Source organism: Chryseobacterium sp. Tr-659 (genome assembly GCF_011752975.1).
GTDB lineage: Bacteria > Bacteroidota > Bacteroidia > Flavobacteriales > Weeksellaceae > Chryseobacterium.
Genome location: NZ_VWWP01000009.1, coordinates 130,011 through 150,677 on the forward strand (window position 1 = coordinate 130,011; position 20,667 = coordinate 150,677).

The window sequence follows — 20,667 nt, forward strand, 5'->3', positions numbered from 1 at the left end:
CCCTTATGCAGTACATCGATAATATTATTTTCCTGATTTTATTAGTGGCCGGATTTGGACTTTTTGCCAAAAGCCTTCAAAAGATTTATAGAAATATCAGGTTAGGCCACGAAATTAATAGAAACGACAGAAAATCTGAGCGCTGGAATACCATGGCAAGAGTGGCTATGGGCCAGAGCAAGATGGTGAAACGTCCTGTTGCAGGTATTTTGCACGTTTTTGTTTATGTAGGTTTTGTTATTATCAATATAGAACTTATCGAAATTATTGTTGATGGACTATTCGGAACCCACCGTTTTCTGGCTTCAGTTTTCGGACATGGATTTTATAGCTTCTTTACTGCAACATTAGAAATCCTAGCTCTTCTTGTAGTGATTGGTGTTGTCGTATTCTTCATCAGAAGGAACTTTTATGGAGTTAAGAGATTAACTATGAAAGAACTTTTCGGATGGCCGAAACATGATGCTAACTGGATTCTGATTATAGAATTTGCCCTGATGATGGCTTTCTTTAAGATGAATGCCGCTGATTGGGTACTGCAACAAAGAGGTGTATTGCCGGAACTTGGAAGTTTCCCTATCAGTTCAACAGTTCTGGGACCTGTTTTCAGTAATTTCGGGGATGGATTCTTACACTTTACAGAAAAAGGAGCTTGGTGGTTCCACTTTGTAGGGATTCTGTTCTTCATGAACTATCTTTACTATTCAAAACATTTACACATCATTCTCGCATTTCCAAGTACATGGTATGCCAATCTTGATAAAAAAGGAAAATTCAATAATCTTGATTCTGTAACAAAAGAAATCAAATTGATGATGGATCCTAATGCTGATCCCTATGCTGCTCCGGCAGAAGGAGCTGAAGCTGATGTTCCGTCTAAATTTGGTGCAGAAGATATATTTGACCTGAACCAGGTACAATTGCTTAATGCTTATTCTTGTACGGAATGCGGACGTTGTACCTCCGTTTGCCCGGCGAATATTACTGGTAAAAAACTTTCTCCGAGACTTATTCTTATGAAAACAAGAGACAGGCTGGAAGAAGTAGGAAGAAATATTGATAAAAACGGAAAATTTGTTGACGACGGTAAAAAACTGTTGAACGATTATATTACCAAAGAAGAACTTTGGGCTTGTACTACATGTAATGCATGTACAGAAGCCTGTCCGGTATTGCTTGATCCGCTTTCCATTATCTTTGAAATGAGAAGATTCCTGGTGATGGAACAGTCGGCGGCTCCACAAGAACTCAATCTGATGATGACGAATGTGGAAAATAATGCAGCTCCTTGGCAGTACAATCAGGCAGACCGCTTGAACTGGGCGAATGATTAAACTCTGAGGATGAAAAGGCTGATTTTCATATTTCTGTTTATCTGTTCCGGTTGTATGCTGGCTCAATCTGCTGACCAAAAGAAAATTCTCGAAGATTCACAGACGTTTATGTCGATGGTTCAAAAGAAAGATTATGATGGGATGATGAACCTTACCTATCCGGCTATTTTTGAAAAAATAGACCGGGATATGATGATAAGAGGTTTCAAAATGCTGCTTGAGGAGAATGACTATTTTAAAATAGATGTTTTGGATCTTGATAAACAAAGATTAAAGGTCTCAGATATTTTCAATACGGATGAAAATATAAAATATGCGTTTGCTTCCTATCCCATGGAGATGAAGATGACTTTTAATTCAGAAGATCTGGATGAGAAAAAGAAGAAAGTCCTCATGAATGTGATGGAAATGCAGGGAGTACGTGCAAAATTTTTAGACGATAATTCTGTTGAAGCCAACAAACTGATTATCGTCATTGCTCTTAATGATAAAAGTACAGGAAATACCTGGAAATATCTGAATTATTATGATGGTAACAGAGCATATGCTTCTGTAGTTCCGGCAGAGGTAATGAAAAAGGCAAAGGAATACTATGCAAACTTATTAACTAAAGAAAAAGAAAATGCAAATTAAAACAATGGCAGAATATGCTGCCGAAGGAAAATCCCCGGAAGTTTTATTTTGGGTTGGATGTGCGGGAAGTTTTGATGACCGTGCTAAGAAAATTACAAAAGCATTTTGCAAAATATTAAACAAAATAGGAGTTGAATTTGCAGTTCTTGGACAAGAAGAAAGCTGTACAGGAGATCCTGCAAAAAGAGCCGGAAACGAATTTGTTTTCCAGATGATGGCGCTTACAAATATTGAAGTTTTGAATGCATATGAAGTAAAGAAGATTGTGACAGCATGTCCGCATTGCTTCAATACACTTAAAAACGAATATCCAAGCCTGGGTGGAAAGTATGATGTTGTTCACCATACTCAATTCCTTAAAACATTAATGGAGGAGGGCCGTCTTAAGATTGAAGGTGGTGCTTTCAAAGGAAAGAAAATCACTTTCCATGACCCATGCTATCTTGGACGTGCTAATGACGAATACGAAGCTCCAAGAGTATTGCTTGAGAAACTCGATGCTGAGCTTGTAGAAATGAAGCGTTGCAGAACCAATGGGCTTTGTTGTGGAGCAGGAGGTGCACAGATGTTTAAAGAGCCCGAAAAAGGGAATAAAGACATCAATATTGAAAGAACAGAAGAAGCCTTATCCTTTGAACCCAAAGTCATTGCTACCGGATGTCCTTTCTGTAACACAATGATGACAGATGGTGTAAAACACTTTAACAAAAATACTGAAGTTGCGGTAAAAGATATTGTTGAACTTCTTGCTGAAGCAGAAGATTTATAATAGATCTGCGTATGAAATTAAAATGGAGGCTCTCCTTTTTATTGATACTATCACTACTTACCTTTCTTACATTCTGGAACTATAATCACAGAGTATATGATTGGGATATGCCGGGATATTTGGGATGTATGTATACTTCAGAGTTTCCTGAGTCACCGGATAAAGTCAGGATTATTACTTACGAAGACATAAAAAAAGAAGCACCTGCAGAGCATTATGCTGACGTTATCGGCATAAAGCCGTGGGATATACCCAGACAGTATTTTACTAAAAATACCCAGTCTTTTACAGAACAATTACCCTATTTTCAAATAAAAGTAGGGTATATTCTTGTTATTACCCTTTTTTATAAACTTGGATTAACCGGACCCATGGCGGTTCTTTTTACCAGCCTTATCTCGTATTTTATTTCAGGATTACTTTTCTTTTATATTCTGAAACTTTTATTTCCGGAAAAGTACTGGCTTGCGGTGCTGTTAACAGCTGCTGCCATGCTTTTACCTCCTATGACCTATATGGCAAGGGTTTCAACCCCGGATATGTTTATTTTTCAGTTTATCCTGATCTTCATTATAGGGATCATCAGGAAATGGGATAAATGGGCCATGTTTGTGCTTCTTTTCGCAATCACTTTTATACGCCCGGACTATATTACATTCACCCTGACTTATATTATGGCTGTTTTCTTCTTCCGTTATTTCAAAGAAAAGAAAATTGATTTTTCATTTGTAATTCAAGGGGGAGTACTTTTAGTGATGTATCTGGTTATTATTAAATTTTATAATTACCCAGGTTGGAAAGATGTTTTCTATGATACGTTTATAGACAGAAGGCCAATCATTTCCACCCATCCGGTAGATGTAAGCCTAAAAGCCTATTTAGAAATTATTTATATCAAGATTATCTATTTTAAAAAAGTGACGTTATCCGTTGCTATTATGACTGCAGTTATATTTTGGAAATCAAAAGATGCTTGGGTAAGAATGATTTCGGTTCTTTTCCTTGTCAATGTTTATATCAAGTTCTTTTTCTTTCCGCAGTCAGCAGCATTGAGATTTTTCTTTCCATTTATTTTTCCGCTTTTCATTATGATGCTCTATGTATTGAGTAAAAAATACAATGATCTTAAACTCGGGAAAATTGCGTAATTTTACCTTTTGAATTGATAGGATATTTAATCGCCGAATTAACTGATCAATAAACAGATATAAAAGGTGGTTAGATAATTCCTTGTAAATAAATGTTTAGATATGAAAATCGAAGAATCAAATATTGTAGAAACCAACGACTACAGAGTTATTATATACCCGGCTTCAAGACCTTTCGAAACCAAAGAAGCAAAAGCAATTACTGAGAAGCTGTTTGATTTTCTGGCAACTTGGGCAGCACACGGAAAACCACTTTCTTCTTCTTTTAAAATCGAAAAGAACCAGTTCATCATAGTTTGTGTAGACGAGGAAAAAGAAATGGCTTCAGGATGCAGCATTGATGCTTTAGGGAAAATAATGAGAGAAATTGATGAAGAATATCAATTAGGACTTTTCGACAGAATGAAGGCAAGCTTTGTTGAAAACGGAGAAGTGAAAACGTTAAAATTAATAGATTTCAAAACAAAATTAAGAAACGGGGAACTCTCTGGAGATATCCAGGTTTTTGACTTTTCAAAAAATACCTACCTTGACTTTTTAAGCCACTTCCTGCTTCCTTTGGAGAAGAGCTGGGCGGCTTCTGTAAAATAATCGATCTAAGTAAATACAGCAGATCAAAGTATAAAGTGGAAACGTGTTTTCCACTTTTTTGTTTTAATGTATCTTTGCAAAGACTCGAGTAAAGACTGATGCCTAAAGTACTTTTTTTAACGACTTCCCATAGCTATAATGATGACCGTATTTTTTATCATCAGGCGAAGGCTCTTAGAGATAATGGGTATGAAGTGAAAATATGTAGTTTATATACAGATTATAAAGGAACTATTGATGGTATTGAGATAGAATCTTATTCCGTTCTGGAAGAAAGTATAGAGCAGAAAATGGAGACTTTCCGTAAAGTATGTGAATCTTTCCAACCCCATTGTATCATCTGCTCCGAACCTCTCGCAGTTGTGGCTTCAAAAAAGTTTGTTCAAGAGAAAAATATCAGCTGTATTTATGATGTGACTGAGTGGTATCCCTCGATGTCAATGCTGGAAAAGTACAGCTTCCCAGCCAGAGCATTTCAAGCATTTAAATTTTTCTTAATACAGCTGTATGCAGGGTTTTTAAGTACGCATTTCATTTTCGGAGAAACTACCAAGAAATTTCCTTTAGCGTATTTTTTTTGGTTTAAAAAACAGATGATTCTTCCATACTATCCGGATTCTGCCTACATCAAAGAAAGCATCAGAGAACTTAAACCCAACACAATTACCCTTTGTTATACCGGTCAGATTTCTAAAGATAAAGGGATCGGAAATTTTTTTAAAGCAATTAATAAGCTTCGTGAAAAAGAACCGGAAATGGATATCAGAATTCTGATTATCGGATCAACAGTACAGGAAAGCGATGCATTGTATTTTTCAGCTTTACTGGAAAAGTATTCTTTTAAAAATATTGAGGTCAGGAAACCGACAAGTTTTGAGCATTTTACAGAAGCATTTGCTGATGCTGATCTATGTTTTGATCTCAGAGAAACCCATTTTGAAAACAATCATTCACTGCCGATAAAGCTTTTTTACTTTATGGGAGCCGGTAAGCCGGTAATGTATTCAGATTTAAAAGGGATAAGAAAACATATGGGAGAGCTCTCGTTTGGATATCTGGTTAATCCGCAGGATGCCGAATCCATTGCTGAAATGATCATCCGTTATGCCAGGAATCCGGCGCAATATCATTCCCATGCTTTGAATGCAAGGAAGGAATTTAAAGAAAAATATAATTGGGGAACAATAAAAAACGCTTTTATCGATTTTGTAAAAAGATCTATTGACAAATAACCATCATGCAGCTTACTATTATAAAAACTTTTGTCTCACGTTTTCTTATTCTGATCCTCAGTTTCGGGCTGGTGATCTATTCCACCAACATGTGGGGAAGCGAAGGAAAAGGAACTATTTCTATAGTAATTGCCAATGCCGCCGCGGTAAGCTTCTTCAGCAGTATTTTTTCCGGTAGCAGTACCTCATATTTCGCTTCAAGGTTTAAAATAGAAAAGGTGTTGCTTTATGCCTATTTGTGGTCTGTGTTTATCGGGCTTTTAGTTCCGTTCTTATTCAGTTTTACCTCTATTCAGGGTGAATATCTTTTATATCTTATCGGGATTTCTGTTTTTTCCTCACTGTTATCCACCAATATCAGCTTATTTATCGGAACACAGAATATCCGTAAATTTAACATTTATACCGTTTTACAGCAGTTTGTACATATTATCTTTATAGGAGTTTTGGTGTATGGTTTTGGTAAAAAAGAGGTTTCAGTATATTTTCAGGCCCAGATTGGCTGTCTGATGCTTTTATCCCTTACCAGTTTTCTTCAGATCATCAGAAAATGCAATATCTCGGAAATTTCATTCTCTAAAGAAGTTGCGAGAAATATGTTTGAATATGGATGGAAGACCCAGCTGAGCGCTTTTGTACAATTTCTGAATTACAGACTTTCATTTTATTTTCTGGAATATTTTGAAGGCATTGCCAGCGTAGGTATTTTTTCAATCGGGGTTACTTTTTCAGAGGCTATCTGGACAATTACCCGAAGTATTGCTGTGGTGCTGTATTCTGATGTAGTCAACAGCAAAAGCAGTGAAGAATCTATACTTAAGACCAAAGAGTCTCTCAAACTGACTTTTATTTTAATGATAGGATTTGTGCTAGGTATCATCATAATCCCATCGCAGGTCTATGAAATGATCTTCGGAAAAGAATTCAGTGACACAAAAGAAATTATGCTTCTTTTATCGCCGGGAATTTTTGCCATAGCCGTTAGTGATATGGTGGGACATTATTTTTCAGGAATCAGGGAGCTTAGAATCCTGAATGTTAAGTCAATTTTAGGATTGGTGGTTACAGTAGCTTTTTCTTGCATTGCCATACCAAAATGGGGAATTCTGGGAGCCTGCCTGGCAACAACATCCTCTTATTTAGTTTCAGCGGGTCTGCTTTTCCGTAAATTCTATAGAACCACACCATTCACTTGGAAAGATTATATGGTATCTAAAGAAGAAATAATAATTTTAAAACAAAAGTTTTTTAAAAAGTAGATTCCCACCAAAAACGGCTAGAGCAATAACAATTTTTTATCTGTAAAATCTGTAAAATCTGCGAAAGTTTTTTTTTATGGTATTTCAATCAAAATTAAAAGATCAATTGCTGTTAAATAATGTCATTTCCCTATTTTTACAAATCAATTAAGTCTTTATTATGTGCGGAATCAACGGTTATTATTCATTTCACAAAAATATTTCTTCTACAAATATTCTGGAGATGAATCAGGCCATCAAACATCGTGGTCCGGATGATGAAGGATTCTGGCTTTTTGATCATGATAAAGGAAGTTCATTTTCCGGAAATGATTCCACTCAAAAAATAAAAGCACAATTTCCCATTTTAAAAGATGGAAACTCAAATATTGCGCTGGGTTTCCGCAGGCTGTCTATTGTTGATTTATCTGAAAAGGGACATCAGCCGATGCTTTCAGATGATGAGCAGATTATAATTACTTTTAATGGAGAAATTTATAATTTCAGAAAACTCAAAGCAGAACTCGAAACATTAGGGTATTCCTTTGTAAGTAATTCCGATACCGAAGTCATTCTTAAAGCCTATCAGGAATGGGGAACTTCAACATTTGAAAAGCTGGATGGGATGTTTGCGATGTGCATTGTTGACCTTTCTCAGGGAGAAATTATTCTCGCCAGAGACAGAGTAGGCATGAAGCCCTTATTTTATCATCAAGGTGAAGAAGGTCTGGTATGGGCATCTGAAATAAAAGCATTATTGAAACATGAGTTTGTAAAACCTGAAATCAACTGGAATGGAGTGTATACCAATTTCCTTTTTCAGACTACTTTGGCTCCGCAAACTTGTTTTCAACAAATATTTTCCTTGGAACCGGCCTCCTTTATGGTGGTTGACCTAAAAGAACAGGAGATTATTAAAAAGAAATTCTGGAATTTATCTTTACAGCAAAAAGAAAGCGTTTCTGAAGAGGAAGCCGTAAAAAAAATTGATGATCTGCTTTCCCAAAGTATTTCCGAACAATTATATGCAGATGTACCGGTAGCGGTAATGATGAGCGGAGGTATTGATTCTACGTTAATTGCTTCAAAATCAAAATGTTTTAATGATGAGATCAATACGTATACGATCTCTTATCCGTTTTCTGAAGAAGAAGTGAAAAATGCTTCTTTGGCAGCCAGATATTTTGGAGTTTCTCATCAGGTTAAAGAAATAAGTGATGATGAAGCGCTGGAGAACCTTAAAGAAAATATTCAGCATTTTGAAGAACCATACAGCAGCTTTGAAGTGCTGATCAGTGCGGCAAAGTATGCAAATGATAATGCGTGTAAAGTTGTATTGAGCGGAAACGGAGCCGATGAGCTTTTCGGCGGCTATTCTCATACGCTTAAATTGAAGAAGTGGCTTCTGATGAGAAATTTTAATTTTATAAAACCTTTTATTTTTACGAAAGATAAACTTTCACAAAGAGTAAAAAACTACTTTTCTCAGAATGATATGTTCGATTTTTTCCGTCAAAGCCAGATGAGCATGATGCCAATGGAAGCGAAAGATCTTATAAAGCCTGAAATTTTTAATACAATCAATTCTAATCTTTCAAGGTATCATAGTTCCGAAAAAATGAGCTATTCCGGGTATTTTGAATATGATATGAAGTATTCTTTGGCCTCACATCATGTTTTCCGGGACGATTTAAGTGCGATGAAATATGGGGTGGAATTCAGATATCCATATTTAAGCAACCAATTGATAGATTATGTCGCCTCATTACCGGAATATATCAGGTTTAATGGAAAACAGAATAAACCATTATTACGTAAAACGGCAGAAAAATATCTTCCTTCTGAGGTTTTAAATATGCCGAAAAAAGGATTCTCATTCCCGGTACACTATTTTATTAAAAATGAAAAAAAAGTAAGGGATTTCATTGTTGAAAACCTTGAGAATTTAAAAAAGAGAAATTTTTTCAACGCAGATATTATTGATGAATGGTGGAATCATCAGGAACACGAATACGACTGGGTAAAAATCTGGCAGCTGGTGACTTTTGAACTTTGGTATCAAAAATATTTTGAGAAATAAACAGGCAGCCTAAAGATTAAAATTTTACCTTTGTAGCTATGATGAAATATTTTTGGGGTACACTTGTTGCGGTTTTTGCGCTTTTAAGCTGTAAAAGTGATGATGATTCTTTGCAGAGAATTGATCAGATTCTTAATATTTATATGAAAAATTCGGCTGGCCAGGATCTTCTGAACAGTAAGAAAACAGGGTTTTATACCAGTTTTTCAGTGAATGATATGTTAGGAAGTAAAGATATTTCTCCGGTAAGTATTCCGTTAAAAGTGACAACAGATTCATTGTATTATATGGAGTATATTGCAGGAGCACAAAGAAAAAGACTGGATTCTATAAGCCCCGACAATCCGGGTACAGGAACTTCTTACGTTTCCCGAATGCTGATTACCTTTACAAAAACAACCAATAATGTGTCTGTAACTACTTTGGATACACTGGAAATTCAGTATCGAAACACGCCTACGGTATTTCAGGTTTCAAAAGTCATTTATGACGGAAAGGAAGCGTTTTCCAAAGAAGCTGATGCTCCGAATTCAATAAATGTGGTAACTATCACAAAATAATTTTAAATTTGTACAATTGTTAGCTGATTATAAGCTAAACATCTAATATTTAACATCTAAATAAAATGTTACAAGTCAATTTTTTGCGCGACAATAAAGAACGCGTTTTAGAAGGTCTTAAGAAAAGACAATTCAAAAATCTTGAGTTGGTAGACGAGGCTATTGCTACTGACGACGAAAGAAAAAGAATCCAGTTTGAACTAGATTCCCAGCTTTCCGAAATCAACAAAATTTCGAAAGAAATCGGACTTTTGATGAAAGAAGGTAAAAAAGAAGAAGCGGAATCAGCAAAATCTAAAACAGCACAATACAAAGAGTCGAGCTCAGAATTGAAATCCCAGTTAGAAGTAAAAGAAAACGACTTACTGAATATTCTGTATCAGCTTCCAAACATTCCTAATGAATTGGTAAAAAGCGGTGCTTCTGCGGATGATAACGAAATTATTTTCCAGTCTCATACTGTGGAAGGACTTGGTGAAGGAGCTATTCCTCACTGGGAACTGGCAAAGAAATACAACCTGATTGATTTTGAATTAGGAGTAAAAATTGCCGGAGCTGGTTTCCCTGTTTATTTAGGAAAAGGAGCGAGATTACAGAGAGCTTTGGTTCAGTATTTCTTAGATAAGAATGTAGAAAAAGGGTATACAGAAGTAAATTCGCCTCACGTTGTAAATGAAGCATCAGGTTTTGGAACCGGACAGCTGCCGGATAAAGAAGGACAGATGTATTACATCAACGAAGATAAATTATATCTTATTCCTACAGCAGAAGTTCCTGTAACAAACCTTTACCGTGACGTATTGCTGGATGAAAAAGATCTTCCAATCAAGAATACAGCTTTCTCTCAGTGCTACAGGAGAGAAGCAGGAAGCTACGGAGCACATGTAAGAGGATTGAACCGTCTTCACCAGTTTGAAAAAGTAGAAATCGTAAGAATTGAAAAACCTGAAAATTCTTATGCTGTTCTGGAAGAAATGGTAGAACATATCAAAGAAATTCTTACAGATCTTGAACTTCCGTTCAGAGTATTAAGACTTTGTGGTGGAGATACAGGTTTTGCATCTGCAATGACCTATGATTTTGAGGTTTGGAGCGCCGCTCAGGAAATGTGGCTTGAAGTAAGCTCTGTGTCTAACTTTGAAACATTCCAGGCTAACCGATTGAAATGCCGATATAAATCAGATGGTAAATCTCAGCTGGTTCACACCTTAAACGGCTCAGCAATGGCACTTCCAAGAATTATGGCTGCATTGCTTGAAAACAACCAGACGGCAGAAGGTATTAAACTTCCAAAGAAAATTGCAGAATATGCAAGATTCGAAGTAATCAACTAATCAATTTGACTATCAATAAAAAGCCCACCGGAATATTTCGGTGGGCTTTGTTATTTTATTCTGTTACAATAGTGATCTTTTTATCAGCATTTTTGAATGTGGGATTTTTGTCATACATCGTTTTCAGATTATATTCTATTCTTACCGAGTAGTCATCAATCTGTTTCACCCAATCATGTTTTCCAGTAACAGATTTGATCTTATTGTCAAATCTTAATGTAGTTCCTATATTTTTGAAGAACATCATCATCATCCCTTCCATTTTTTCAGCTTCTTCTTTTGAACTTTTGGTACGAATAGCTTCTTCAAGATTCTTAAGATTAAAATTTTCCGTGTCGATCGTTAAAATTTTTCCATCCCAGTTGTTAAAATTATTCTGATCCAGAGGTAGCTTTTTGTCCTTTGTGAAATTTTTTAAAGCCTGGTAATCCTGAGGTGTAAAATGATCAATTTTAAAAGAAAAGCCAACCGGTTGATGATCTTCCTGAACAGATTTCATGTATATCTTTTTCATGATTCTGATTGTATCCTGATTTTCGGTATTTAATTTTCCTTCCTTGCTGGCAAGATCATACATATTTGTCCAGGTAGTCGGAAGTTGATTCATTTCCCCAAAGCTCTTTTCTTTTAACGAATCCGGAGTCATTGCCATCATTTCTGCCATAAATTCCTTTGTATTGATATCGGTAAGGGAAGTAGAAGCGGCATCTTTATGATAAACAATTTCAGAATTGATACTGCAGGATTGCAATGCAAAAATACTTATCAGAAATAAGGCAAAAATATTTTTCATTAATAATTACAATTCTAAATTAATGGCAGTTAACATCACCGTTATGATCTCTGGTAATGGTCATTGCTTCAGCTTTTGGAGAAACATAAGGAATTCCAAGTTCAAGCCCTCTTAAAATAAATAATCCGCCTAAAATAATCATGATTACGGGAACGGCTTTTAAGATTTTTATCCTGAAAGCCTGATTCATTAGATTTCCGGCCAGAACAACAGCAAACATAAACGGAAGGGTTCCTAAACCAAATAAGGCCATATATAAAGCTCCCTGCCATATTCCTCCGCCTGCAAGACTTGCTGTAAGGGCCATATAAACCATTCCGCATGGTAAAAAGCCATTAAGAACTCCGGTAGAGAATCTTGAGCGGTAATCAGCTTTCTGCAGCAGTCTTCCCAGATTTGATTTTACAGAATATAAAAATTTTGATAAAAAGGGAATTTTAGAAGCAAAATCTTTTCCTCCAAATGAAAATAGAGCCATGATAATAAGAAGCACACCCGCGGTAATTGTGAGGTATTTCTGAAAACCAGCCATTTCAAATCCCTGTCCTATAATTCCCAGGAGTGCTCCCAGCAGAGAATAGGTAAATATTCTCCCGAACTGATAGGTAAGATTCTGGAGGTAAAAATTGGCAGCCTGTTTTTTGGTTAATCCCATCGATAGAGCAATAGGTCCGCACATTCCGATACAGTGAAAGCCGGAAGCAAAGCCTAAAGCAATAGCCGATACAACAAGTCCTATTTCCATATCACGTCATAATCCATTCTATAGTCTGTTTTATCTTTTGTCCAGTTCAGTCTTAATGTGTAGTTTCCTGTTTTTAATACTTGTGCAGGAATTATAAAAGACTGTCCGGCATCAAGCTGTACAGATTTTTTGATGTCTAAATTCTGGTCGTCGGTTCTGTTTAAAACAAATTTTACCGTAGTATTAGAATTATTATATTCTTTTGGAAAAGTGATTTTAATTCCTTTGATATCCTGGCTGTATGCAGGTTTTTCCTGTAGTTCATCAGCCCTTTTTTTGGCGTCAATTACATCCTGGTACTGTAATTCTTCTTCATAATAATTATCCGTTACCATTTCAGAGTTCTTCTGCCCGTTCGGGAAAAGAAATAGCATAGATAAAATAAAAACTATGAATGCAAATAATGCAATTACAACACCGTGTCCCCAACTAAAGTTCTTCATTTCTTCCGGATTTTTTATTTTTATATTGATCAGAACCATCACAAAAGGGGTTCTGAATCACTGTTTTTTAATTAAAATTGTAGTTTAAATGGTCCCTCAAAATAGGTCTGATAAGAATCTACCAGTTTACCCTTCATATCATAAACCCCGATGGTAATGTTTTGTTTGGAAAGTTTCATTTCATCTTCAGGGAAACTGATATTGATTGTACCCTTGGAAATTTTATCTCTGTCTACCTGGATTTTACTTGATGCACTGTACGTGATCTCGCCATGTGCAGGATCAATAACCTTAATGGTAACGATTTTCTTTTCGTTGGTTTTATTGAGGAAAGTATAATTATAAGTATTGGTAATTTTCCCATCTCTTACAAAGAATGTGCTGCCAGCAGGCTTAATGAATTTAGCTTCCATTTCCCCACGGCTGTATAGAAGATATCCTAAGAATCCTACCAAAAGAAATAAGAATACAGCGAAGCCTTTCATTCTTCCTGTAAACTTGAATTGTGTCTGTTTTTCAATTTCGTTTTCAGAAGCATATCGGATAAGGCCTTTTGGAAGACCTACTTTTTCCATGACTTCATCACAAGCATCAATACAGGCGGTACAGTTGATACATTCTAATTGTTGTCCGTCTCTGATATCAATTCCTGTTGGGCATACCACAACACACTGGTGGCAGTCGATACAATCTCCTTTACCAGCAGCAGTTCTGTCTTCACCTTTTCTCCATTTTGATCTGCTCTCTCCTCTTTTGAAATCATAGAAGACGTTGATGGTATCTTTGTCAATCAATACTCCCTGAAGTCTTCCGTAAGGGCAAACCAACGTACAAACCTGTTCTCTGAACCATGCAAATACAAAGTAAAATGCAGCAGTAAGAAGAATCATTACGATAAAATTGGTTGGGTGGGTAAATGGCCCTTCACCAATGATCTTAAATACCTGTTCATAACCTACGATATACATAAACATGAAATGGGTAATGATCAGTGAAATGATAATATAAATAGTCCACTTCAAGCTTCTTTTCCAGATTTTCTCACTGTTCCACTCCTGTCTGTCCAGCTTCATCTGCTTATTTCGGTCTCCTTCAATCAGATACTCGATTTTACGGAAGATAGATTCCATAAAAATTGTCTGAGGGCAAATCCACCCGCAGAAAATTCTTCCGAATGCAATCGTAAAAACAATAATAAAGATTAAAGATGCGATAGCACCTAAAGTCAGGATAAAAAAGTCCTGTGGATAGAATGGCTGTCCGAAGATAAAAAATTCTCTGTCTATAACATTGAACAGCAATAACGGGTTACCGTTGATCTTTATGAAAGGTAAAGCAAAATAAATAATAAGTAAGAGATAGCTTACAATGTTTCTATAGTTGGTATATTTCCCTTTAGGTTTTCTTGGAAATACCCATCTTCTTTTTCCGGATTGCTCCATTGTCCCTATAGAATCTCTGTAAGTCTCAGGGTCCAGAACTTGTCCCTGTCCGCCGCGTACTTCTATTTCTTCTATGTCTGACATATATAATAGGTTTTAAAAAAGAAAAAACATAATTCGTTACTATTTTTAATCTAATAACAAATTATGTTTCTTCATATATTTTCTAATTTTCTAAATTATTCTTTTTCCCAATGCGCTTCAGTTCCTTGAGGAGCTGCTCCTCCCTGAGCCGGAGTCACTGGTGGTTGTTCCTGATTGATGTGATATACGTATGCTGCAATCTTTTCAATCTCTGCCCCTGAAACCTCTCCGTTTTTACCGAAAGCTCTCATCGCAGGGTTAGTAGGAGAACCATTCCAGTCCATATGGAAAACGTTTTTAAATAATGTTTTCTCTGGCTGGTTGATCCAGTAGTTATCAGTAAGGTTTGGTCCGATACCTCCACTACCGTCTTCCTTGTGACAAGATGCACAGTTTGTTTTGAATAATTCTTTACCTTCTGCAATGTTATCAGCTGAATATTTAGCTGTTTCAATTGTTACAGGAGGCTGGCCTGCCTCATATTCTTTGATGCTTGCCATTTGCTCTTTATATTCTTTTTCATATTCGCTTAACGGGTGAGCGAAGTCTGTAAATGAATACGCTGCGATATATACAATACAAAAAGCGGTCCCAAAATAGAATAAACCTACCCACCATTTTGGTAACTGGTTATCCAACTCCATAATTCCATCGAAACCATGATCGATAAGGATATCTTTTTCTTCAGAAGCAGACTGCTTTTTGAAAGCACTCTGATATAATCTTTTGAAGTATGGTACTTTTTTTTCAGCCAAATAAGCCGCTTTTTCTTCAGGAGATAATTTTTTGAATTTGTTGTTTTCAATCAGGTCTCCGATAGCTCCATGAATGTAGGCTAAGATACCAGCGATTACAACAGTTCCCCAGAAGTAAGGCGAAGCCAGGAACGCGTAGCTCTGTACAAATAAATAATAAAAAACTATTAAAAGTCCGATTATTATTAAGATGTTTATAACAACAGGTGTTCTTTGTTTCATAAAAAATAGTTTAATTTTTTAAATTAAAGTCATCATCTTCGTCATCCCCTAGCGGTGCTTCTTCTTCCTCTTTGTAATATTTTTTAGGTCTGCTAAAAACATAAATTACTAAGGCAACGAAGAAGAGCATAAAGAAAATCAGAGCCAGCGTCTGGTAGAAACCAGCATTTTCTGTATTGGATAATATATCTTTAAAGTTCTGAGGAATCATATGAACCTTTAATGTTTTTTAGTTATTACTTGCTGTTTTAATTTCAGTTGTTTTGATATCTGTTCCTAATCTCTGAAGATAAGAAATAAGAGCTACAATTTCTTTTTTCTCTAATTCTCCCTGAGGTCTCTTAGCATACGCCTGTTTAAGGTCATTTGCTTCAGAGAAGATATCTTTTACAATTTTTGCCGATTGGTTATTTGCCCACTTATCTGCGGAATCGATTTGAGCCTTAGTATAAGGTACATCGAATACATTCTTCATCAGCTTCATTTTAGCAACCATCTTAGATTTATCCAAGTCAGTAGCAATTAACCAAGGGTAACGAGGCATGATAGAACCTGCAGATGTAGATCTTGGGTTATACATGTGCTTGTAGTGCCAAGAACTCGGGTTTTTACCACCTTCTCTATGTAAATCCGGTCCAGTTCTTTTAGAACCCCATAGGAATGGTCTGTCATATACGAATTCTCCGGCTTTAGAGTATTGTCCGTTTTTACCGTTGAATCTTACGATCTCATCTCTGAACGGTCTTACCATCTGAGAGTGACAAGCGTTACATCCTTCACGGATATAAATGTCTCTACCTTCAAGTTCAAGCGGTGAATAAGGTTTCACTGCAGAAATCGTAGGTACACTTTTCTTAAGAGATAGCGTAGGAATAATTTCAATTGAACTACCGATAGATATAGTAAAGAAAGATAAAATACCTAATAATACAGGAGTTCTTTCTAACCAAAGGTGAGTGCCTTCTCCTTCTTTTCTGCTCTTACTAATGTTTGCTAATGCAGGAGCTTCAGCAGGAACTTCTTTCTGGAATGATCCTTTTCTTACCGTAGCAATTACGTTAACGATCATTAGGATAGATCCTGAAATATAGAATAAACCTCCTAAGAATCTCATTTTAAAGTAAGGAATGATTGCAGTTACAGTATCCAACCAGTTTTTCCATAATAATGTTCCGTCCGGGTTGAATTGTTTCCACATTAATCCTTGTGTAAATCCTGAGATATACATTGGTACTGCATAGAAAATGATTCCTAAAGTACCTAACCAGAAATGCCAGTTAGCTAATTTTACAGACCATATTTTTGTTCTCCACATAATAGGTACCAGGTAATAGATAACCCCGAATGCCATGAAACCATTCCATCCAAGAGCTCCTAAGTGTACGTGACCGATAACCCAGTCTGTAAAGTGACCAATTTTGTTGATGTTTTTAGTTGCTAAAAGCGGTCCTTCAAATGTTGCCATACCATAACAGGTAACTGCAACTACGAAGAACTTAAGGATAGGATTTTCTCTTACTTTATCCCAAGCTCCTCTCAAAGTAAGAAGACCATTTAACATACCTCCCCAAGATGGTGCAATAAGCATGATAGAGAAACCTGTTCCTACCGCCTGTGCCCAAGCTGGAAGCGCTGTATACTGAAGGTGGTGAGGACCAGCCCAGATATATACGAAAATTAATGACCAGAAGTGAATAATAGACAGTTTATAAGAGAATACCGGTCTGTCTGCAGCCTTCGGAAGGAAGTAATACATTAAACCTAGAACCGGAGTCGTCAATACGAATGCAACCGCATTGTGCCCATACCACCACTGTACAATAGCATCTTTTACCCCTGCATATGCTGAATAAGATTTCCAGCCTGTGAAAGATAAAGGTACTTCAAGGTTATTGAAGATGTGAAGCATTGCCACCGCAATCCATGTACCAATGTAGAACCAGATGGCTACATAAAGGTGTCTCACTCTTCTCTTTGAAATAGTCAGGAACATATTGATACCGAAGATGATCCATGAGAATGCGATCAAGATATCGATCGGCCACTCGTGTTCAGCATATTCCTTAGAAGTGTTAATCCCCATAAAGAATGTAACGAACGTAGCAACGATCATAAACTGCCAAGTCCAGAAATGTAACCAAGACAATGTATCACTGTACATCCTTGTTTTTAATAATCTTTGTAATGAGTAATAAATACCCGTGTAAACAATGTTACAAACGAATGCAAAGATTACGGTATTGGTGTGCAACATTCTGATTCTACCAAAACCAAATGCACCATGAGTGTTTATTAAACCTTGAATATTACCGGATGCCAAACTTTTAATGGTTGTGTCATCTGTCCCGAATAAGAACTCAGGTAATTCAGGGTAGAAAAGCATTAATGCCGCCGTAAGCCCGAACGTGAACCCTATAAGACCAAAAACGATGGTCGCATAAAGGAACGCACGGACAATACTATTGTCATAACTAAACTTTTGTGTTTCCATATCAACTATTCACTATTTTTCTCAATTTTTATTATTTTCTCCTATTTCTTTCTCGTCTTTATTTTTGTCGCCATTTTCATCATTTTCTTTGATTTTTTCATCATCAAAAAGGATTCTGACAGCAGGAGATTCATCATCTTCAAACTGTCCTTTTCGGGCATACACTATAAATACGACCAAGAAAATCGCAGCCAAAGAAACACTGCAGAGGATCATTAAATATAGAATATCCATTGGACAACAAAATTAACCTATTTTCGGGGTTCAAATTTAGTGAAAAATAATGACATTCATCACGAAATGCCGATTTCATCTAATTTAAAATCAGTCTAAATAAGGGCTTTTACGCCTGCTTTTTGAAATATTTCCGCCCTAAAATCCAGGTTGAAAGTGTGGTGAATGTAACCACCGTGATCGAACTGATTGGCATAATGATTGCTGCAAAGAGGGGATGCATATGTCCTGTGACTGCGTAACTTAAACCAACGATATTATATAGAAAACTGATTATAAATGTCATTTTCACAATCGTGATAGATCCCTTGCAAACGTTCAGGTAATGGTCTAAATTCACCACTTTTTCACCATTCATGATCACATCGGAAGAAGGGGTGAAGCTGTTCGTGTCATCAGCAATTGCAATACCTACATTACTCTGCTTTAATGCTCCTGCATCATTAAGTCCGTCTCCAAGCATTGCTACTTTCATGTGCTGATCCTGAAGGGCTTTTATGTAGTTCAGTTTATCTTCAGGACTTTGATTAAAGGCCATTCCTTTATAGTTCGGGATAAGTTCCTTAAGCTGATTTTCTTCTGAAGAATTATCTCCGCTCAAGATAAATATTTTGTAGTTGGTTAATTTGGTAAAAAGTTCTTTCAGTTTAGGACGGTATTCGTTTTTGAAGATAAATTTGCCTAAAAACTGTCCGTTTTTGCTGATATAAACTGCCGTTTCAAGGTTTTTAGGTTCCTGATCGTTATATCTTGCAGAGCCAATTTTGTATAGATTTCCTCTCACGCTGGCTTCATATCCTTTTCCGGAAATTTCACGGAAGTTTTCTACAGGATAATAATCGTCACTTACTTCTATAAATTCATATAATGATTTTGAAAGTGGGTGATTGGAATTCTTTAATAATGTTTTGATATTCAGAGAATCAAATTCATTGATGTCAGATCCTTCATATCTGATATTTGATTTCTTTCTATGGGTAATTGTTCCTGTTTTATCAAAAACAATAGTGTCCAGTTTCGCTATTTTTTCAATCGTTAAAGTATCTTTTACATAGAATTTATTTCGGCCTAAAATCCTCATAATGTGTCCGAAAGTGAACGGAGCAGACAATGCAAGTGCGCAAGGACAGGCAATAATCAGAATGGCGGAGATAACCTGAAACATTTTCTCCAGATCTATGAATGCCCAATAAGTTCCTGCAACAAGGGCAATACCTAAAATAATGAACGTGAAATATTTACTAATGTTGTTGGTCAGTGTGTCAAGCCCGGTCTCATGTTTCTTAAAGGCTTCTTTGTTCCAAAGCTGGGTAAGATAACTTTGGTCAACATCCTTGATAACTTCCAGTTCCAGAGATGAACCTATCTGCTTCCCTCCTGCAAAAATCTTATCGCCAGGCTGTTTACTGATACTTTCACTTTCTCCCGTGATGAAGCTATTGTCTATATTTCCTTCTCCATTGATCAGAATTCCGTCAACAGGAATGATTTCCTGATTTCTAACGAGAATTCTGTCGCCAACTTTTATTTCTGAAAGTAAAATATTATCCTGTTTTCCTTCGAAATCAACTTTTGTTACGGCAATCGGATAGAAAGATTTGTAATCTCTGTCGTAAGAAAGAGCATTGTATGTTCTTTTTTGGAAAATTTTCCCGAGAAGCATAAAGAATAAAAGTCCACAAAGGGTATCGAAATATCCTGGGCCATAATCTGTTACCACTTCATAAATACTTCTTCCGTATAGAACAAAAATTCCTAGAACAATTGGGACATCAATATTAACGATCTTATTTTTTAGCCCGTACCATGCAGATTTATAATAATCTGAAGCTGAGTAAAATACAACGGGTGTAGCCAAAAGGAATATCAAAGTTCTGAATAAGCCTTTATAATGTTCCATCCAATAATCTTCACCTCCAATATATTCAGGAAAGGCAAGGAACATTCCGTTACCGAAAGCAAAAGCTGCAATGGCAAATTTTACTAATAAAGATTTGTCGAGATGATCTTCATTTTTATCAGCAGTTTCAAGACTGATAACGGGTTTATACCCTAGGTTGGTTAGAAATTTAGCTAGTTCGCTTAATTTCAGGTCATTATGGCTGAATGATATCTGTAAGGTTTTCCTTGTAAAGTTTACCTGTGAATATTTAATATGTGGATTTAAAGTATGAAGGCTTTCCAATAGCCAGATACAAGAAGAACAGTGGATTACAGGGATTTTGAATGTGACAAGGCTTGTATTTCCTTCAGAAAAATCAGTCACTTTTTCAAAGATTTCCGGGGTGTCTAAGTAATCAAACTGGGTAGCATTTTCATCATTCGGACGAATTCCTGCCCCCTTATTAAGTTCATAGAAATTGCTTAAATTATTTAAATTTAGAATTTCGTAAACAGACTTACATCCATTACAACAGAAAGTCTTTTCATCAAATAAAATTCTCTCTTTTTCTATACCTTGACCACAATGAAAACAGTTCTCGCTCACCACCATAAAATATTGAAGTACAAAATTATAACAATTTTTTTTGTTTATCGT

General features: G+C 36.1%; 19 protein-coding genes. 10 read left to right on the forward strand and 9 right to left on the reverse strand.

The features are described from left to right. Positions 1-5: 5 nt before the first annotated feature. From F3J23_RS18345 to serS, 10 genes are all read left to right on the forward strand, one after another. Positions 6-1,334, forward strand: a complete 1,329-nt coding sequence (locus F3J23_RS18345) for a (Fe-S)-binding protein (protein WP_167032438.1) — start codon at positions 6-8, stop codon at positions 1,332-1,334. Positions 1,335-1,343: 9 nt separating this feature from the next. Then, positions 1,344-1,967, forward strand: coding sequence for a hypothetical protein (locus F3J23_RS18350; RefSeq protein ID WP_167032440.1), 624 nt, complete (start codon positions 1,344-1,346; stop codon positions 1,965-1,967). After that, positions 1,957-2,736 carry a (Fe-S)-binding protein gene (locus F3J23_RS18355; RefSeq protein WP_167032442.1) on the forward strand — a complete coding sequence of 260 codons (780 nt, stop codon included), beginning with the start codon at positions 1,957-1,959 and terminating at the stop codon, positions 2,734-2,736. The genes F3J23_RS18350 and F3J23_RS18355 overlap by 11 nt, the downstream gene beginning before the upstream one ends. Before the next feature lie 11 nt (positions 2,737-2,747). Beyond that, a complete protein-coding gene (locus tag F3J23_RS18360) occupies positions 2,748-3,884 on the forward strand; it encodes a hypothetical protein (RefSeq protein WP_167032444.1) in 1,137 nt (378 codons plus the stop codon). Positions 3,885-3,986: 102 nt separating this feature from the next. Continuing rightward, positions 3,987-4,475, forward strand: a complete 489-nt coding sequence (locus tag F3J23_RS18365; RefSeq protein ID WP_167032445.1) for a hypothetical protein — start codon at positions 3,987-3,989, stop codon at positions 4,473-4,475. A gap of 98 nt (positions 4,476-4,573) precedes the next feature. Beyond that, positions 4,574-5,707 (forward strand): glycosyltransferase, encoded by a 1,134-nt coding sequence (locus F3J23_RS18370; RefSeq protein ID WP_167032447.1) that lies wholly within the window; start codon positions 4,574-4,576, stop codon positions 5,705-5,707. 5 nt (positions 5,708-5,712) lie between these two features. Then, positions 5,713-6,966: a polysaccharide biosynthesis C-terminal domain-containing protein gene (locus F3J23_RS18375; RefSeq protein ID WP_167032449.1), complete on the forward strand. Its 1,254-nt coding sequence runs from the start codon at positions 5,713-5,715 to the stop codon at positions 6,964-6,966. A gap of 160 nt (positions 6,967-7,126) precedes the next feature. After that, positions 7,127-9,025 carry an asparagine synthase (glutamine-hydrolyzing) gene (gene asnB / locus F3J23_RS18380; protein ID WP_167032451.1) on the forward strand — a complete coding sequence of 633 codons (1,899 nt, stop codon included), beginning with the start codon at positions 7,127-7,129 and terminating at the stop codon, positions 9,023-9,025. 38 nt (positions 9,026-9,063) lie between these two features. Continuing rightward, a complete protein-coding gene (locus tag F3J23_RS18385) occupies positions 9,064-9,585 on the forward strand; it encodes a hypothetical protein (protein WP_167032453.1) in 522 nt (173 codons plus the stop codon). Between the two features lie 65 nt (positions 9,586-9,650). Then, on the forward strand, positions 9,651-10,919 hold the full coding sequence (serS, locus tag F3J23_RS18390; RefSeq protein ID WP_167032455.1) for a serine--tRNA ligase: 1,269 nt from the start codon (positions 9,651-9,653) through the stop codon (positions 10,917-10,919). A 55-nt stretch (positions 10,920-10,974) separates the two neighbouring features. Here serS and F3J23_RS18395 read toward each other — a convergent pair whose 3' ends face one another. The 9 genes from F3J23_RS18395 to F3J23_RS18435 form a co-directional block, all read right to left on the reverse strand. Next, the gene (locus F3J23_RS18395; RefSeq protein WP_167032457.1) at positions 10,975-11,712 is read right to left on the reverse strand and encodes a hypothetical protein; all 738 of its coding nucleotides are present in this window, start codon (positions 11,710-11,712) and stop codon (positions 10,975-10,977) included. Between the two features lie 19 nt (positions 11,713-11,731). Continuing rightward, positions 11,732-12,457 (reverse strand): sulfite exporter TauE/SafE family protein, encoded by a 726-nt coding sequence (locus tag F3J23_RS18400; RefSeq protein WP_167032459.1) that lies wholly within the window; start codon positions 12,455-12,457, stop codon positions 11,732-11,734. Beyond that, positions 12,448-12,900 (reverse strand): FixH family protein, encoded by a 453-nt coding sequence (locus F3J23_RS18405; protein WP_167032461.1) that lies wholly within the window; start codon positions 12,898-12,900, stop codon positions 12,448-12,450. The genes F3J23_RS18400 and F3J23_RS18405 overlap by 10 nt, the downstream gene beginning before the upstream one ends. Positions 12,901-12,971: 71 nt before the next feature. Then, positions 12,972-14,426, reverse strand: a complete 1,455-nt coding sequence (ccoG, locus tag F3J23_RS18410; RefSeq protein WP_167032463.1) for a cytochrome c oxidase accessory protein CcoG — start codon at positions 14,424-14,426, stop codon at positions 12,972-12,974. 95 nt (positions 14,427-14,521) lie between these two features. Next, positions 14,522-15,403 (reverse strand): cbb3-type cytochrome c oxidase N-terminal domain-containing protein, encoded by an 882-nt coding sequence (locus F3J23_RS18415; RefSeq protein ID WP_167032465.1) that lies wholly within the window; start codon positions 15,401-15,403, stop codon positions 14,522-14,524. Positions 15,404-15,413: 10 nt separating this feature from the next. Next, positions 15,414-15,614, reverse strand: coding sequence for a cbb3-type cytochrome oxidase subunit 3 (locus F3J23_RS18420; RefSeq protein ID WP_076595423.1), 201 nt, complete (start codon positions 15,612-15,614; stop codon positions 15,414-15,416). An 18-nt stretch (positions 15,615-15,632) separates the two neighbouring features. Beyond that, positions 15,633-17,894 carry a cytochrome-c oxidase, cbb3-type subunit I gene (ccoN, locus tag F3J23_RS18425; protein WP_167032467.1) on the reverse strand — a complete coding sequence of 754 codons (2,262 nt, stop codon included), beginning with the start codon at positions 17,892-17,894 and terminating at the stop codon, positions 15,633-15,635. Between the two features lie 21 nt (positions 17,895-17,915). After that, positions 17,916-18,128 (reverse strand): cbb3-type cytochrome oxidase assembly protein CcoS, encoded by a 213-nt coding sequence (gene ccoS / locus F3J23_RS18430; protein ID WP_167032469.1) that lies wholly within the window; start codon positions 18,126-18,128, stop codon positions 17,916-17,918. 109 nt (positions 18,129-18,237) lie between these two features. Then, positions 18,238-20,616, reverse strand: coding sequence for a heavy metal translocating P-type ATPase (locus F3J23_RS18435; RefSeq protein WP_167032471.1), 2,379 nt, complete (start codon positions 20,614-20,616; stop codon positions 18,238-18,240). Between the last annotated feature and the right edge of the window lie 51 nt (positions 20,617-20,667).